Below are 15,860 nucleotides of genomic sequence, written 5' to 3'. Positions count from 1 at the left end.
TTATTTTTGCTGCCTGTCGGGCGTCTCCCTCCTGTTTCCTTTTTTCCTGCCGCCTTGCAGTTTTCCTCATAATTAATTTTAGCCGCCGGCCCGGCACAGTTTATGCCTGCCGCCAGGTATACTTCTTCAGAAGCGCCCTGTAATCTTCATAGAAGGCACAGTTTTCAAACCGGAAGGATTCCGGCATGGACATGATTTCCTCTTTGGGGAATTCCTCCAGGACCGGCTTCAGGATATATTCCTCTTCCAGGCGGTACAGCACGCCCCTCAGCTGGAACTGCAGCTCGTATTTAAGTTCCTTTGCCAAATCCGCCGTATATCTTTTTCCCATATCCTCCATGATTTCATCCGCAGCGTCCATCTGCCCGTAATGCGACCAGTGTTCCCTGATCCTGCCGGCCAGCTTCATCCAGCCGGCGCCATCCTTCGGGTAGGCCAGGCCCATCCACTGCGCGTCCTTATAGCTCCAAAGCGTCCAGGAAAGGCCATGCTTTTGAAACAGCCCCAGTGTTTCATCCAGAAGCTGCATCGTAAACGGAAGATCGTCCTTCTTAATATCCACCCCGGCTTCCCCACAGAGGGCAGGACGGCCGAATTTATCCCGCAGAGCCGCGAATCCGGCAAGCTGCTCATCCATCTTTCGCACTCTCTCCCTGGCGTCATAATCCTTATCACACAGATTCTTATCCCATACAGTAGGATAAAAATGGAAGGTCAGCGCCGTCTGTTCATCCGCAGGCAGCTTGATATCCGAAAAATCCATGGAGAAAAAATCGCCCTCAATAAAAATAATATGATTCTTATCCACCTTTCGCACTGCCTTTGTCACTTCTTCAAAGAAGGCATTCAGCACGCCCTCCTTTTTAGGCATAAGAAAAGGCTCATTGAGCAGATCGTAGCCTAACAGGAAAGGCTCGTCCCGGTATCGTTGTGCTATGTCCTGCCACAGCTTCACAATCTGTTCCTGGAAAATACGGAAATGCCAGAACTGCGGGATTCCCGTGGTGTTATCCGAGTGCCAGTCCGGGTTCTGTCCCCCCGGCACCGTATGCAGATCCGGCATCAGGAAGATCTCATACTTGCTGCAAAGGGCAAGCAGCCTGTCCATGTAGCCAAAGCCCTCTTCCTTATATACCCCCGGATTCTCATCATCAATAAAAAGCCTGTAGCTGAAAGGCACGCGAAGCAGATTCACCCCGGATTCCTTCAGGAAAAGGAAATCCTCCTCCGTAAGGAAATTCAAAATAAAGGAATCAAAAAAACTGGCCGCGTCCTCCTTCCCCAGCACCCGGGCAAAGGTTTCCCTGACCTGTTTGTCCGTTCCCGGAAGCCCCAGCATAAAATGCTCCATATTCAGCCAGGAGCCCACGCCCAGCCCGGAAAACAGGATGGGCTTTCCCCTGTAATAAAATTCTTTTCCATTCACCTTAACAAAATCCATAATCAGCGCTCCTTATTTCCTCGTAACAGTTCAGAACGGCGGGTCATTCAAGAAGATGGCAGTCCTGAACTGCCGCATTTTTTCCAACAATAACAGTCCCGGGGCATCCTTCTCGTCCCGGGACTGTTTTCTTCTATACTGTTTACATAGTAAACGGCAGCCTGCCGTTAAAATTTCAGTTCCTCCAGACACCCGTTTTTCACAAAAACAGGAATGGCGTCAATGGGAGCCTCACATACAATATCCGCCCCGCCCGCATATACTTTTCCGTCATTCAGGCTGCGCCACTCTCCCGCAGGAAGATACAGCTTTCTTTCCCTCTGTTTTTCATAAAGGATGGGCGCCACAAGAATTTCCGGCCCGAACATATACTCGTCCTCGATCTCCCAGCATTTTCCGTCCTCCGGGAAATCATAGAACAGCGGACGCATTACCGGCGTCCCTTTTTCATGCGCCTGCGCCATCAGGCGTTTTACGTAGGGCAGCATCCTTTCTCTCAGCTCCAGGTACTTTTTACAGATTTCATATACCTCTTCGCCGTAGCTCCATACTTCATTTTCCGCGCCGCTGATAGCCGTTCCGCCGCCTGTGGTTCCCAGAGGCTCCTTGAAGGGCTCGCGGAAGCCGTGCAGACGGAATACCGGGCAGAATGCCCCGAACTCAAACCATCTGACCAGAACCTCCTTGAAATCCTCATCATATATATTTCCGCCGTGGAAGCCGCCGATATCCGTCGTCCACCAGGGAATCCCCGCAAGGCCCATATTCAGCCCTGCAGCCAGCTGGCTTCTTAAGGAGCGAAAGCTTGAGTCAATATCTCCGGACCATACAAGGGCGCCGTATTTCTGGCTGCCTGCCCATGCGCAGCGAAGAAGGTTCACAATGTTGGCCTGGCCTTCCCCTTCCATGCCTTCATAGGCCATTCTCGCGTATTCCCTGGGGAAAATATTGCCGATTTCCAGATCTGAGCCCAGGTAAAAACGATGGTTGCCGTATTCATAGTTGGTGAATTCCGGTTCCGCCTCATCCAGCCAGAAAATGCGTACGCCGTCGTCATAATAATTCTTTTTAATCTTGCTCCACACATATTTTCTGGCATCCGGATTGGTGGGATCCATGATGGCCGCATTGCCCAGCTGGTGCATCCTTTTTCCGTAGTCATTCCGGCTCAGATAGCCCAGCTCCTCCATTTCCTTAAAGTTCTCGCTGCCTTCCTCCACCGTGGGCCAGATGGAAACCATCAGCTTGATGCCCATGCCTTCCAGCTCGTCCACCATAGCCTTCAGATCCGGCCAGTAATCCTTGTCGAATTTCCAGTCCCCCTGATGAGGCCAGTGGAAATAATCGGCTACAATGACAGAGATTGGCAGCCCTCTTCTCTTATATTCCCTTGCCACCTCCAGCAGCTCCTCCTGCGTCTGATAACGCAGCTTGCACTGCCAGAAGCCGCAGCCGTAATCCGGCATCATGGGCACCTTGCCCGTGGCGTCCGCATAGGCTTCTTCTATTTCTGCCGGCGTATCCCCGGCTGTAATCCAGTAATCCATCTGTCTTGTGGAAAGCGCCGTCCATTCCGTCAGGTTCTTTCCGAAGGTCACGCTTCCGATGGCAGGATTGTTCCAGAGCAGGCCGTAGCCTTTATTGGAAAGGGCAAAGGGAACGCTGGCCTGGGAATTCCTGTGGGCAAGCTCAACCACACAGCCCTTCATATCCATATACGGCTGCTGATACTGGCCCATACCGTATATTTTCTCTCCGTCATTCGGTTCAAAGCGAACGGCTAATTTAAAGTTTTCCGTTCCCATAATGGGTGTGAAGGTACGGGGGCTGATTTCCAGCGCGCTGTTGAATTCCCCTTCCACATTTTCACGGAAACGGTTCCTGTCATATTCCTCCAGAAGCAGCTCACCCTTCTGGTTGAAAAACTTCAGCTTGCCCGTCACCATCAGCTCACAGCGGATTTTACCGTTGGTGATGACTGCGCTTTTCCCGTCCGTTGTAATTTCCGGCGCCGAGGCCAGCGCCGGAAGAAGGGCTGAGGTTTCTTCGTCCTTATTAAAGGTATGGTTCTGCGTGGCGCGCACACGGAGACTGTCCGGCCCCCACGGCTCTATGACAAGAAGCTCCTTGTCCTGTCTGCGGTATATTTTGTTGTCGATTACCTTAATCATAGCTCCTCCTTTTAACCAGTTTTCCGGTTCCTGCATTTCCGTCTTTCCCGCCGCCCTGAGCAGCAGGCGGTCACCGGCGGGATATAAATACATTATATTGATTTTGTACTGTTATTTCCTTCTGTTTCCTGACCTTTTATTTAAGGATCCTGACCTTTTTTTATAAATTCCATAAAAGAAAAGGGATGCATTACGCATCCCTGACAGCTCTATATGGCAAAATCAAACAGGCTGATCTGGTTGGACTCCGGCAGGTTCCCCAGTAGGTTCAGGGTATCCATCAAATCCACCACGGTCTTGGAAACCTTCGTCCTCTGCCTGAAATCATCCTTGGAAAGGAACGGGCCGTCCTTGGCCGCTTCCACAATGGCATCCGCGGCTTTTTCACCCAGGCCGTCAATGCTGCTTAAGGAGGGCATTATCTTATCCCCCACCACCTGGAAGCTGCGGGACTGGGCGGAAAAAATATCAATCGGCACGAATTCAAAGCCTCTTGCGTACATTTCCTGCACCACCTTCATATCCCTGGCCGCATCCTGCTCCTTCTTGGAAAGGGTGTCCGCCCTTCTCTTATAGTCAGCCATCATTGATTCCAGATGCTTCTGCCCCTGGCACATCAGCTCATAGGAAAAAGCGGATGCGCGGATGCTGAAAAAGGCGGCATAATAAGCCAGCGGATAATTTACCTTACAATAGGCGATACGCCATGCCATCATAACGTAGGCCGCCGCATGGGCCTTGGGGAACATGTACTTGATTTTTTTACAGGACCATATGTACCAGTCGGGCACATTTGCCGCCAGCATGGCTTCTTCCATTTCCGGCTTCAGGCCCTTGCCCTTACGGACGCTCTCCATGATGGTGAACGCCAGACTGCTTTCCACGCCCATTTCAATGAGGTAGAGCATGATATCGTCACGGGTGCAGATAGCGGTGGAAATGGTTGCCTTTCCCTCCTTGATAAGGGTCTGGGCATTGCCCAGCCATACGTCCGTACCATGCGCCAGCCCTGCGATACGCACCAGATCCGAAAAGGAGGTGGGATGTGTATCCAGAAGCATCTGCATGGCGAATTCCGTACCGAACTCAGGGATTCCCAGCGCGCCCAGCGGACAGCCGTCTATCTCTTCCGGGGTCACCCCCAGTGCATTGGTATTCTGGAACAGGCTCATTACCTGGGGATCGTCCAGCGGGATCTTGGTAGGATCGATGCCCGTTAAATCCTGAAGCATACGGATCATGGTAGGATCATCGTGTCCCAGAATATCCAGCTTCAGCAGGTTATGGTCAATGGAATGGTAATCAAAATGTGTGGTTACCGTATCCGTCGTCATATCATTGGCCGGATGCTGCACCGGCGTGAAGGAGTTGATCTCCTCCCCCAAAGGAAGCACGATAATACCGCCGGGATGCTGTCCCGTACTTCTGCGGATTCCCGTACAGCCTGCCACAATACGGTTGATTTCACAGGTACGCTTCTTGCTTCCTCTCTCTTCATAATAATTCTTTACATAACCAAAGGCCGTCTTATCCGCCAGGGTGCCGATAGTGCCCGCACGGAAGGTCTGGCCCGCGCCGAAAATAACTTCGGTATATTTATGCGCCTTACTCTGGTACTCACCGGAGAAGTTCAGGTCGATATCCGGCTCCTTGTCACCCTTAAAGCCAAGGAAGGTTTCAAAGGGGATGTCGAATCCGTCTTTTTTCAGGGGTTCGCCGCATACCGGACAGTATTTGTCCGGCATATCGCAGCCCGCCTTGCCTGTGTAGGCCTTCACATCCGGGGAGTCAAAATCATTGTAATGGCATTTCATGCAGTAATAATGGGGACTCAGGGCGTTTACCTCCGTAATTCCCGCCATGTTCGCCACAAAGGAGGAACCTACGGAACCACGCGACCCTACCAGATAGCCGTCCTCCACAGATTTCCATACCAGCTTCTGGGCGATGATATACATAACCGCGAAGCCGTTCTTGATAATGGAATTCAGCTCCTTTTCCAGCCTCTGTTCTACGATGGGAGGAAGCTTTTCCCCATACATTTCATGCGCTTTGTTATAACAGATTTCCGTCAGCGTCTTATCACTGTCCGCAATGACCGGAGGACATTTATCCGGGCGCACCGGAGATATGGTCTCTATCTGATCCGCAATCAGGTTGGTGTTGGTAATGACCACCTCCTCCGCCTTATCACTTCCCAGATACTGGAACTCCTCCAGCATTTCCTCAGTCGTGCGCAGATAAAGCGGCGCCTGTTCGTCGGAATCCTTAAAGCCCTTACCCGCCATGATAATCCGGCGGTAGACCTCATCTCCGGGATCCAGGAAATGCACGTCGCAGGTAGCTACCACCGGCTTATTATACTGCTCTCCCAGCGCCACAATCCGTTTGTTCACATCCTGGATGTCCTCAATGGAATTGATATTCCGTATCTTTTCCTCGTTAATCATGAACTTGTTGTTGCCGGTGGGCTGGATTTCCAGATAATCATAGAAATTCACGATCCTGGCAATATCCGCATCGCTCCTGTCGTCCAGAAGCGCACGGTACAGTTCGCCAGCTTCACAGGCGCTTCCCAGTATCAGCCCCTCTCTGTGTGCAAGCAGCAGGCTCTTTGGGATTCTGGGCCTTTTGGCATAATAGGTAAGATGGGATTCCGAAATCAGTTTGTACAGGTTCACCCTCCCCGTATTGTTTTTGGCCAGGATGATCGCATGATAGGTAGGCAGCCTTTTTACGATATCAGGGTTGGAGTCTCCCAGGGCATTCACCTTTTCCAAGGTATCCTTCCCGTCCTTAAGCAGCATATCCGTAAACTTAACAAAAATCTGGGCGGTTGCCTCCGCGTCATCTACGGCGCGATGATGGTTTTCCAGGGAAATCCCCAGCGTTTTGGATACCGCGTCCAGCGTATGCTTGGCCTGATGGGGCAGCAGCACCCTGGCAATTCCCACGGTATCCACATAAGTGAAATCAAAGGGAAGCTGCTGCCTCTGGGCATTTTCCCTGATAAAGCTGATATCAAAGCTGGCATTGTGCGCCACCAGCACGGTGCCCTCGCAGAAGCTTAAAAACTCCGGCAGCACCTTTTCAATGACCGGCGCATCCATCACCATTTCATCATTGATTCTGGTAAGCTTCTCTATTTCAAAGGGGATGGGCACCTGGGGATTGACAAAGGAGGAAAAACGGTCCGTAATCTCTCCATTGATCACCTTTACCGCGCCGATTTCAATGATCCGGTTTTTGATGGGGGAAAAGCCCGTGGTCTCAATATCGAATACCACATAGCTGCCCTCCAGGGGCTGCCCCTTTCCGTAGGTGACGATTTCTTTTAAATCATCCACCAGATAGGCCTCCACGCCATAAATTACCTTAAAGAAATCATTCTTGTCCGGATTGGGATCCCCCGCGTCCTTCCTTTTTCCCTTCTCCGTCTTCCATAAATCATCAATTAAGTGGTTGGCGTCCGGGAAGGACTGCACCACGCCGTGATCCGTAATGGCAATGGCGGGATGGCCCCACTGATACGCCCGTTTCACGATATCCTTGGCTTCGGATACCCCGTCCATATCGCTCATTTTGGTATGGCAGTGCAGCTCCACACGCTTGCGGACGCTGTGATCCATACGGCCGTGGGTAAAATCACTGATTTTCTTCACGCCGACGATGGAACCGATGGTCAGCTCCCCGTCGAACTTATCTATCATGGTAATTCCCTTGATTTTCACGAATACACCGGGCTTGATGCCCTCACAGATTTCCTCCACCTGTTCGTTTTTGGCAAACATCTTAATCGTCATGGTATCGGAAAAGTCCGTGACATCAAAAATGAGGATGGTTCTTTCATTCTTGATTTCCCGCTTGTCCAGATTCAGGATTTTGCCGCGGATGGCCACCTCTCCTATTTCACCTACAATATCCTCAATGGACATGGCCTCGTCTTCAAAATCCCGGCCATAGATCACATCCGGATTATCGGAACGCTTCGCGGACTTGAAAAAATCGCCGTCTCCCTTAAATTTGCCTTTCCCGCGGCCGAAGCCGCCGGACTTTTTGCCCATAAACTTTTTGCCCTCCAGCGCAGCGCCGGGACGCACTGTCCCTCCTTCAAAGGGCGCGCCTCCATCTTTGGGCTTTTGTCCTGACTCCGCTTTTGCAGCTTCCTTTGCTGCGCCTGCAAGATAAGCTTCATATGCAGGATCAACCGCCTGCTTCTGTGTTCCTCCCTCTGCATTCCCGCTTTGCCCGGCCTGCATTTCCTGCCGCGGCGCAGGCATCTCTCCGCCGTTTTCATAGCCCTTATTTCCGGTATACCTGGCTGTAATTTCCGCCACCCTGCGGGCGATAAAAATATCGTCCTCTTCCTTGAACCTCCCGGTTCTTGCCTCCCTGTATTCCACAAATACATTGACAGGCAGGCCGCAGCGTTCGAAAAAAACCTTCTCCAGGATGCGGGTCAGCTCATCACTTTTGGTCCGCGCCAGCACGGTATCCTCTATACGCAGGTTGAGCCTGCCCTCCTCAGGGAAGGAAAGCTCCGCATTTTTAAACATACTGTAAAGAAGATGGCTGTATTCCTGCAGCTCAAGCAATATGCTGTCCCGGTAAATTTCCATGAGCTTTTCCGGGTTATACTGGGAAGAGAGGCGGTACTTTTCATGAATTTTTATGGTGATATTGCAGCCGGCAAACAGCTGCTTCTTAATTTCACCTTCCACCGTAAAAATATCATCCTTCTGTATCAGCCGCTCACTGCTTAAATAAATGCGCACAAAATCCTTCTGTTTTGTTGCTGTGACGCGTTCAATCTGCGTCTGCTCAAACAGGCTTTTCAGCTTACCATCCAGTTTTAATCCGGGAAATACATCAAAAAAAGCCTTAGCCATTTATTCCTCCCAATGCAGCAGCTCCTCACGGAGAACATTCAAAAGCTCCGCCTCCGGTACCTTACGTATAATTTCACCCTTCTTAATCAGCAGGCCTTCCCCGATTCCGCCCGCGATTCCGATATCCGCTTCCTTTGCTTCTCCGGGGCCGTTCACCGCACAGCCCATGACGGCTACCTTAACGCCGTCTAAGGGGATATCCGCCACCATGGCTTCCACCTGGTTGGCAAGGCCTATCAGATCTATTTTGGTCCTGCCGCAGGTAGGGCAGCTCACCACCTCAATGCCGCCCTTTCTCAGCCCCAGCGTGCGGAGCAGCAGCTTTGCGGTGCGGACCTCTTCCACCGGGTCCCCGGTGAGGGATACGCGGATGGTATCCCCGATGCCTTCATAAAGGATAATTCCCATGCCGATGGAGGATTTGATATTACCGCTCCAGAGAGTACCGGCTTCCGTGATTCCCACGTGCAGCGGATAATCGGTTTTGCTTGCCAGTACCTCGTGCGCGCGGACGCACATGAGCACGTCCGAGGATTTAATGCTGATTACCAGGTTATGATAATCCAGATCCTCAATCATTTTCACCTTGTCAAGGGCGCTTTCCACAATCCCTTCGGCCGTAACGCCGCCGTACTTTTCCACCAGCTGTTTTTCCAGGGAACCGCTGTTGACGCCGACACGGATGGGGATATTCCTTTCCTTTGCCACCTTTACAACAGCCGCCACATTTTCCGGGCCGCCGATGTTTCCGGGATTGATGCGGATTTTATCCGCGCCGTTTTCCATGGCGGCAATCGCCATCTTATAGTCAAAATGAATGTCCGCCACAAGAGGGATATGAATCCTCTTTTTAATCTCGCCGATTGCCCTGGCCGCCTCCATATTGGGCACCGTACTGCGGATAATATCGCAGCCTGCCGCCTCCAGGCGCAGTATCTGGGCAACGGTGGCTTCCACATCCTCCGTTCTTGTATTGGTCATGGACTGAATCAGGATCGGATTACCGCCGCCGATAACCCTGTCCCCTATTTTCACTTCTCTGGTATGCTCTCTGTACATGTTTCCTTCCCCTCCTGTTTAATTTAGAAGTCCCTTCTGTGTCAGGAAATCCCTGGCGATATCCTTCTCGTCCTTTCCTTCCACTTCCACCTGGTAATTCATTTCCCGCATTTCATCATCGGAAATCTGGCTCGTGAGCTTCTCCAGCGTATCCGCAAGCCCCGGATATTTCTCCAGCGTATCGTTTCTCACAACGGTGCCCGCATAGTAGGTGGCAAACAGGCTTTTATCATCCTGCAGCAGCAATACATCCGCAGCCGCCAGCTGGGCGTCCGTAGTAAAGGCATTGGTCACGTCGATTTCCTGATTGGCCATGGCCTGGTATTTCAGGGCAATATCCACATCCACGGTACCCTTGAATTCCATGCCATAGGCTTCGCAGATCATGGGATAGCCGTCCTCTCTTTCCATATAATCCGGGTTGCCGCCGAAAATCAGGTTCCCGGAAGCCGCGGCCAGATCGCTGAAGGTTTCCAGCCCGTATACTTCGGCCGCTTCCTTTCTCACCGCAAGCACATAGGAATTCTGGAAGCCGTACAGGCCGCTCCAGTGAAGTCCCATCTCCTGATATTCCTTCTGCAGGTTTTCATATAAAACGTCGGGATCATCCTCTTTTTCATGCTTCAGCACCGTCAGCCATGCGGTTCCCGTGTATTCCGGATACAGGTCAAAATCACCCTTCAGCAGGGCCGGCTGGATATTGGTGGTTCCGCCGCCGATTCCCTTGGTGATTTCCACCTTAACTCCCAGATCGTGCTCTATCAGCTGCCCCAGGATTTCTGTCAGGATATACTGCTCCGTCATGGGCTTGGAGGCGATCTTAATGGGTTCCTTTGATTTGCCGCAGCCTGCAAAGACGCCTGCTGCCAGAACTGCAGCCAGCATGACCGCGATGGTTCTCCTCTTGTTTTTAATATTCATTTTCTTCCTCTCTTCCTACCGCTCCGACATCAGCTTTTTCACAAAGTCCGTTGCCGGATGCTCTCTGATTTCCTCCGGCGTGCCGTCCTGGATAATCCTTCCCGCATCCATTACAACAATCCGTGTTCCCAGGCGAAGCGCCTCATCTATATCATGGGTGACAAATACAATCGTCTCCCCCTGCTGCCTGTGTATTTTCCCAATCTCCTCCTGAAGCCTGCGGCGTGTGATCTCATCCACCGCGCCGAAGGGTTCGTCCATCAGCAGGATTTCCGGCGAATTCATAAGCGCCCTGGCAATCCCCACTCGCTGCTTCTGCCCTCCGGAAAGCTCGTCCGGATAACGCCTGCGTATTTCCTCCGGCAGCTCCACCAGCTGCAGAAGCTGCGTGACCCTGTTCTGTATGGCTTTACTGTCCTTTTTACGTGACAAATCGGCCACATAGGAAATATTTTTCTCTATCGTCAAATGGGGAAACATTCCTGTTTCCTGCACCACATATCCCAGATTCCTGCGCAGGGCTGTCAAATCTATCCGCGACAGATCGTTTCCGTTTACCACCACGCTTCCTTCCTTTGGCCTGAGCAGGCCGTTCATCAGCTTCAGCGCAGTGGTCTTGCCGCAGCCGGAGGTGCCGATGAGCATGACAAATTCCCCCCGGGCGATTTCCAGGTTAAAATGCATCAGCACATCCTTGTTACCGTAAGCCGCCGTAATGTTCTTCAGCGATATCACACTCATGCGCCCTGCTCCCTTCTTTTCCTCGCCGTCTCGCCCCAGGGTATCTTCTTCTCCAGCAGATAAATCAGCCTGTCGGATATCAGGGCGACCAGCGCGATCAGAATACTGCCCGCATAGGTCATTGCCGCATTATTCGTTGTAATTCCCCGGTATATGGCGACTCCCAGGCCGCCGGCCCCGATATAGGAGGCAATACCGCTTAAGGATATGGTCATCACCACCATGCTCCGTACCCCGGCCAATATCACCGGCAGGGCCAGCGGCAGCTTTACCCGGAACAGAACCTGTCCCCTTGTGCTTCCCATTCCCGTCGCCACCTCCGTCAGGAAGGGCTGGATGGTGCTGATCCCGGTATAGGTATTACGCACAATCGGAAGCAGTCCGTAGATACTGAGTGCAATGATCGCCGTCTTATCCCCGATTCCCGTAAAAGGAATCAGAAAGCCCAGCATGGAAATCGAAGGGATAGTGTACAGCACATTGATCACATTCATGATAATCTGCGCCGGTTTTCTGTATTCACTGATGATGACGCCGATGACAAGCCCCAGAACAAGGGATACCGTCACCGAAATGCCCGCGATGCGGATATGCTGTAAAATGAGTTCCGCAAAAAATGAGCTGCGTTCCGCATACAGCCTGAATATTTCCTGTATCATACCGTTTTCTCTCCCATCCAATCTCATTTATTATACCCTCACAGACTACTTTTGGCAACCGGAAGCGGTTTCCTTTTATTCGGAATGTTGTATCTGTTTTCTATTAAAAAGTGACAACGCAGGCAGAAAAAAAGTCCTGCGGCCAAAGCGGAAGGTGCTTAGGGAACCTTTTTTGACCTGAAAGAATGGCAGTGTGATGTATGCAAATATGTCACGCTGCTTTTCTTGTTTTGAGATTTCGTTGGGCGACCACATGAGAGGTCTCTAGGTCGCCAACGAAAGAATAATAAATGTCAATTTTTTGAATGCGATGGCCGCTGCTTTTATCGCCCTCATGCACCACAATTTTCTCAATGAGTTCATGGAGCATTCCTGGCGTCAGCGTTTCAAAGGAAGTGTACTTCTTTGCCACGGTAAGGAAGCTGTTGATATTGACTACCTTAGAAGTTTGTTCTTCAATCTGACTTCTCAAATCCTCAACCTCAGCTTTTAAGGTATGCTGTTCATCTTCATAGTCTTTAGAGAAAATCATATACCGTTCATCTGACAGCTTCCCAGTGAAGTTATCTTCATACAGCTTTTTGATAATTCCATCTAATTCCTTAATCCGATGTTCTTTGGTTGACAGCATCTTCTGGAGGATTTTAATTCCTTCCTGCTGTTTGGCGAGGGTTCGGTTCATAATGTGCTGGGCAAATTCGTTTTCATGCTCCGTAGCGAATTTAACCGTCTGTCTAAGGTTCTCAAGTATCAATTCTTCCAAAACCACTGCCCGGATATAGTGCATTGAGCAGCTATTGGTGCGCTTCCTGTAATTGCCGCAACAATACCGTTCCTGTTCCCGGCTAACCGTCACACCTCTTGCGAGATACATCAAAGATCCACAGTCTGCACAGTAAAGCATTCCAGAGAACAGCCCAGGCTCGTCCTGTTTCTGATTTCTCCGTCTGTGCTGCCTTATCCGTTGAACGGTGTCCCATGTTTCCTGTGTGATGATAGCAGGATGGGTATTTTCAAATACCATTTGCTGATCTTCAGGTGTATCGTAGCGTTTCTTGAACTTATACGATTTGGAGAACGTTTTAAAATTGACTGTATGCCCCAGATACTCTTTATGGCTAAGGATATTAGCAATAGAGTTTGAGTGCCATTGGCATTCACTATCTGGATGATAGTTTCGCTTATGTCCATAGCGGTAGAAAGCAACTGTGCCCGGAGTAGGAATGTTTCTCCGTGTCAATTCGCTGGCGATTTTCCCAATACCTAACCCCTGAACACAAAGGTCAAAAATCAGCTTAACCACCCAAGCGGTTTCTTCATCTACGACTAACCGGCCATCTTCGCCTTTGAGATAACCATACGGCACCTGCGTAGCAACTCGTTCCCCAGCCATTCCCTTCATTCGCTTGACTGCCCGCTGCTTCTTGGAGCAGTCACGGGCATACCATTCATTGAACAGATTACGGAATGGGGTTAAGTCATTCTCGCCCTTCTGGGAGTCAACACCATCATTTACGGCAATAAAGTGAATATCGTATTCCGCAAACATGATCTCGGTGAACATACCTACCTGAAGGTAGTCACGTCCGAACCGGGACATATCTTTGATGATTACCCGTTTGATAATTCCGGCTTTTATTCCCTCAATCATTTTTTTGAAGTCAGGGCGTTCAAAAGTTGTACCGGAGTAACCATCGTCCACGAAAAACTGATAATTCGTGTAGCCGTTTTCTTTGGCGTAGTTCAGCAGGATTTTCTTCTGGTTCTGGATACTGTTGCTGTCGCCGTCGTTGGCATCGTCAACTGACAAACGGCAGTACAAAGCGGTCATTGCGTCTAAGGCAAGAACATTCCGGCAGGAATACAAAGCATCAAAGTTGATAGCGTTCATGCTTTTGCACCCCCTTTCAAGAAGGTGGCATTTTCGTCAGCACAAGCTGTGCGGCAATAAATCGCAATATATTCAGTTGTATTTGTGTCTTTTACAGTCGTCTGTAACATCATAACCTCCGTTCTGACGAACTTTAAAAGACACGGGTTTATGGATTTATTATACCGCATCTCGTCCGTCTTGGGAAGTGCTTTAGCACTTTAAAACGTTAATTTTTCGTTACAGGCACTGCCGCAGTCACATCACGTTCTGCGATGTGTTGCAGTTTATCAAAAATAGTTTCTTTGGCGGCTTCATTGTAGAAAGCAGACACAACATAGGTAGTGCCTTTTACCTTCTTCATCGTAACCGTTGCAGGCTTCTTTTCGGCCATAGCAATCACATCCTTATAGTAAGAGAAAAGCTGTGCCGGAACAAACTGACACAGCACCTCATTGTTCCTGATTTGCTGTATCGTATTATCTGGACAGCGGGACTGCCCATCAGCACACCCCCGATACTGGGAATATTCAAGCCGGGTCAGGGTTATCAGCCAGAAGGCTGCTGATCCGCCGCATACCGCCGGTAGGTGGTTGGCACCATATTCGCAGTAAGTTTTGGTGAAGGGCACGGTTCCTTGTGCTGTGCGTCCTGGCACTTTCCAGCCCACCACAGGCCGGTTATCAGCCACCAAATAACCGCTCGGCCCCTTTGATGTCATCGTATTGACGGATGCTCTGACCATCCGCAGGGGGTCTTGGCGTTTGTGCTATGTGATGCTCGACACAGCATTCAGAAACTTGAATACTGATATGAACGGATTGGCCCGCTGTTTGTCAAAGAACAGAAATGAAAAAGAATTTTTCCCTTTCACCTTATAGGACAAAACACGGGCAAAAGTTGCTATCAGGCCGCTAGCTTTTTTTGAATTTTTTTCAGTGCCGTTTTTGCAGAACGCATCACAGTGGATTTATTGCTTCCCTCCATTTTTGCTATGTCCAGATAGGTGTATCCATAAGCAAAATGGAGCAGGAACCGTCTGCGCTGTTTGGGTGTAAATTCTTCAAGCGCTGCATCAATTTCTCTCAGCACACGGATACGTTCATAAGTTTGTTCCAGTGTTTCTGTGGACAATTCAAAGATCAGGCAGGTATCCCATGAGCGTGCATCACGGTGTCGGGAATCCGCCTTGCGCTGACGCTCGATCTCTCTGTCATAGTCCACGAATACCTGATAGATTTCATGGGATACTTCAACCGTAATTGGAAGTCCAGTTGCATCAATAATCGTTACACTACACATCTGGCCCTCCTTATGCGACATCATCCAGGCAAATCACAATGCCATCAAAAGTCGGAACATCTTTTTTGTGTTTTTCCGGCATCATGCAGGCGGAACAGAATGGGCCTGGGGTTGGCTTGTCCTCTGCCATGATAACCACCACTTCACCGGGGCGCAGTTTGATTACTCGAACTAATTTTTCCATTTATTATACCTCCGAAATTTTTTGAGGGCTTGTCCCTCTACCAATCGGAGATGGCAGCAGCCAAAAATTAAGGGGTACGGAAAACTTTTTGAAAAACTTTTTGAAATTGGATAGACAAAAGCAATGGCAGCATCTCATAGTGAGATGCTGCCGCTGCTTTTATTTACCCAGCAGGTATATACGGAGCCGGTTAAAGGCTCTCTGCATTAAGAGTGTTACCGCTGCCGGACTACAATTTAGGATCACTGCAATTTCTTTGCACTGGTATCCCTCCCAGAACCGCAGCATAATTGCCTGCCGCTGCCGGTCAGTCAGATCACGCAGGGCTTCTGCTAACCGCTCGTCCTGGATTGTATCAATAAAGTCTTTCACTTCACACTGGGAAGTGGAGTCGCTTTCTATGTATAAGCATCGCTCCTGAAAGGCCAGCTCCTCGCTCATGCTCTCCAGGGATTTGCAATGATAGCGATACTTTCTGTCTGAATTGCTTATGATACGATCTTCCTCTTGTAAGACCGCTACCCAATATTCTTCGGTCATTGTCGTCTGCTCCTTTCATCAGTTTTTAGGCAAAAACTGATGAAGGGCGGGCCACGACACTTGATTGCATCGGGGAATTTCCC

The 15,860-nt window shown here is 50.2% G+C and carries 12 protein-coding genes; all 12 read right to left on the bottom strand.

Going from position 1 to position 15,860, the window contains the following annotated elements; translation table 11 throughout:
• Positions 1-100: 100 nt before the first annotated feature.
• The 12 genes from FYJ45_RS19040 to FYJ45_RS18985 all read right to left on the bottom strand — a co-directional run bounded on the left by FYJ45_RS19040 (position 101) and on the right by FYJ45_RS18985 (position 15,777).
• Positions 101-1,441 carry a glycoside hydrolase family 5 protein gene (locus FYJ45_RS19040; RefSeq protein ID WP_154466657.1) on the bottom strand — a complete coding sequence of 447 codons (1,341 nt, stop codon included), beginning with the start codon at positions 1,439-1,441 and terminating at the stop codon, positions 101-103.
• A gap of 167 nt (positions 1,442-1,608) precedes the next feature.
• Positions 1,609-3,612, bottom strand: coding sequence for a glycoside hydrolase family 31 protein (locus FYJ45_RS19035; RefSeq protein WP_154466655.1), 2,004 nt, complete (start codon positions 3,610-3,612; stop codon positions 1,609-1,611).
• A gap of 209 nt (positions 3,613-3,821) precedes the next feature.
• Positions 3,822-8,501: a PolC-type DNA polymerase III gene (locus FYJ45_RS19030; protein ID WP_154466653.1), complete on the bottom strand. Its 4,680-nt coding sequence runs from the start codon at positions 8,499-8,501 to the stop codon at positions 3,822-3,824.
• The gene (gene ispG / locus FYJ45_RS19025; protein WP_021635666.1) at positions 8,502-9,560 is read right to left on the bottom strand and encodes a flavodoxin-dependent (E)-4-hydroxy-3-methylbut-2-enyl-diphosphate synthase; all 1,059 of its coding nucleotides are present in this window, start codon (positions 9,558-9,560) and stop codon (positions 8,502-8,504) included. It lies immediately after the preceding gene.
• An 18-nt stretch (positions 9,561-9,578) separates the two neighbouring features.
• A complete protein-coding gene (locus FYJ45_RS19020) occupies positions 9,579-10,481 on the bottom strand; it encodes a glycine betaine ABC transporter substrate-binding protein (protein WP_154466651.1) in 903 nt (300 codons plus the stop codon).
• Between the two features lie 15 nt (positions 10,482-10,496).
• On the bottom strand, positions 10,497-11,222 hold the full coding sequence (locus FYJ45_RS19015) for an ATP-binding cassette domain-containing protein (protein WP_154466649.1): 726 nt from the start codon (positions 11,220-11,222) through the stop codon (positions 10,497-10,499).
• Positions 11,219-11,881 (bottom strand): ABC transporter permease, encoded by a 663-nt coding sequence (locus FYJ45_RS19010; protein WP_025491094.1) that lies wholly within the window; start codon positions 11,879-11,881, stop codon positions 11,219-11,221. Before FYJ45_RS19010 ends, FYJ45_RS19015 begins: the two co-directional genes overlap by 4 nt.
• A 211-nt stretch (positions 11,882-12,092) precedes the next feature.
• Positions 12,093-13,772 (bottom strand): recombinase family protein, encoded by a 1,680-nt coding sequence (locus FYJ45_RS19005; protein WP_195841888.1) that lies wholly within the window; start codon positions 13,770-13,772, stop codon positions 12,093-12,095.
• Positions 13,773-13,980: 208 nt separating this feature from the next.
• A complete protein-coding gene (locus FYJ45_RS31860) occupies positions 13,981-14,442 on the bottom strand; it encodes a transposon-encoded TnpW family protein (RefSeq protein WP_207708436.1) in 462 nt (153 codons plus the stop codon).
• A 215-nt stretch (positions 14,443-14,657) separates the two neighbouring features.
• Entirely contained in the window at positions 14,658-15,053 is a 396-nt protein-coding gene (locus FYJ45_RS18995) for an RNA polymerase sigma factor (RefSeq protein WP_154466645.1), read from the bottom strand.
• Between the two features lie 10 nt (positions 15,054-15,063).
• Positions 15,064-15,237, bottom strand: a complete 174-nt coding sequence (locus FYJ45_RS18990) for a hypothetical protein (protein WP_154466643.1) — start codon at positions 15,235-15,237, stop codon at positions 15,064-15,066.
• A gap of 159 nt (positions 15,238-15,396) precedes the next feature.
• On the bottom strand, positions 15,397-15,777 hold the full coding sequence (locus FYJ45_RS18985; protein WP_154466641.1) for an RNA polymerase sigma factor: 381 nt from the start codon (positions 15,775-15,777) through the stop codon (positions 15,397-15,399).
• Between the last annotated feature and the right edge of the window lie 83 nt (positions 15,778-15,860).

This window comes from Eisenbergiella porci (assembly GCF_009696275.1).
GTDB classification, from domain to species: domain Bacteria; phylum Bacillota; class Clostridia; order Lachnospirales; family Lachnospiraceae; genus Eisenbergiella; species Eisenbergiella porci.
This window is presented reverse-complemented; position numbering and strand designations above follow the sequence as displayed.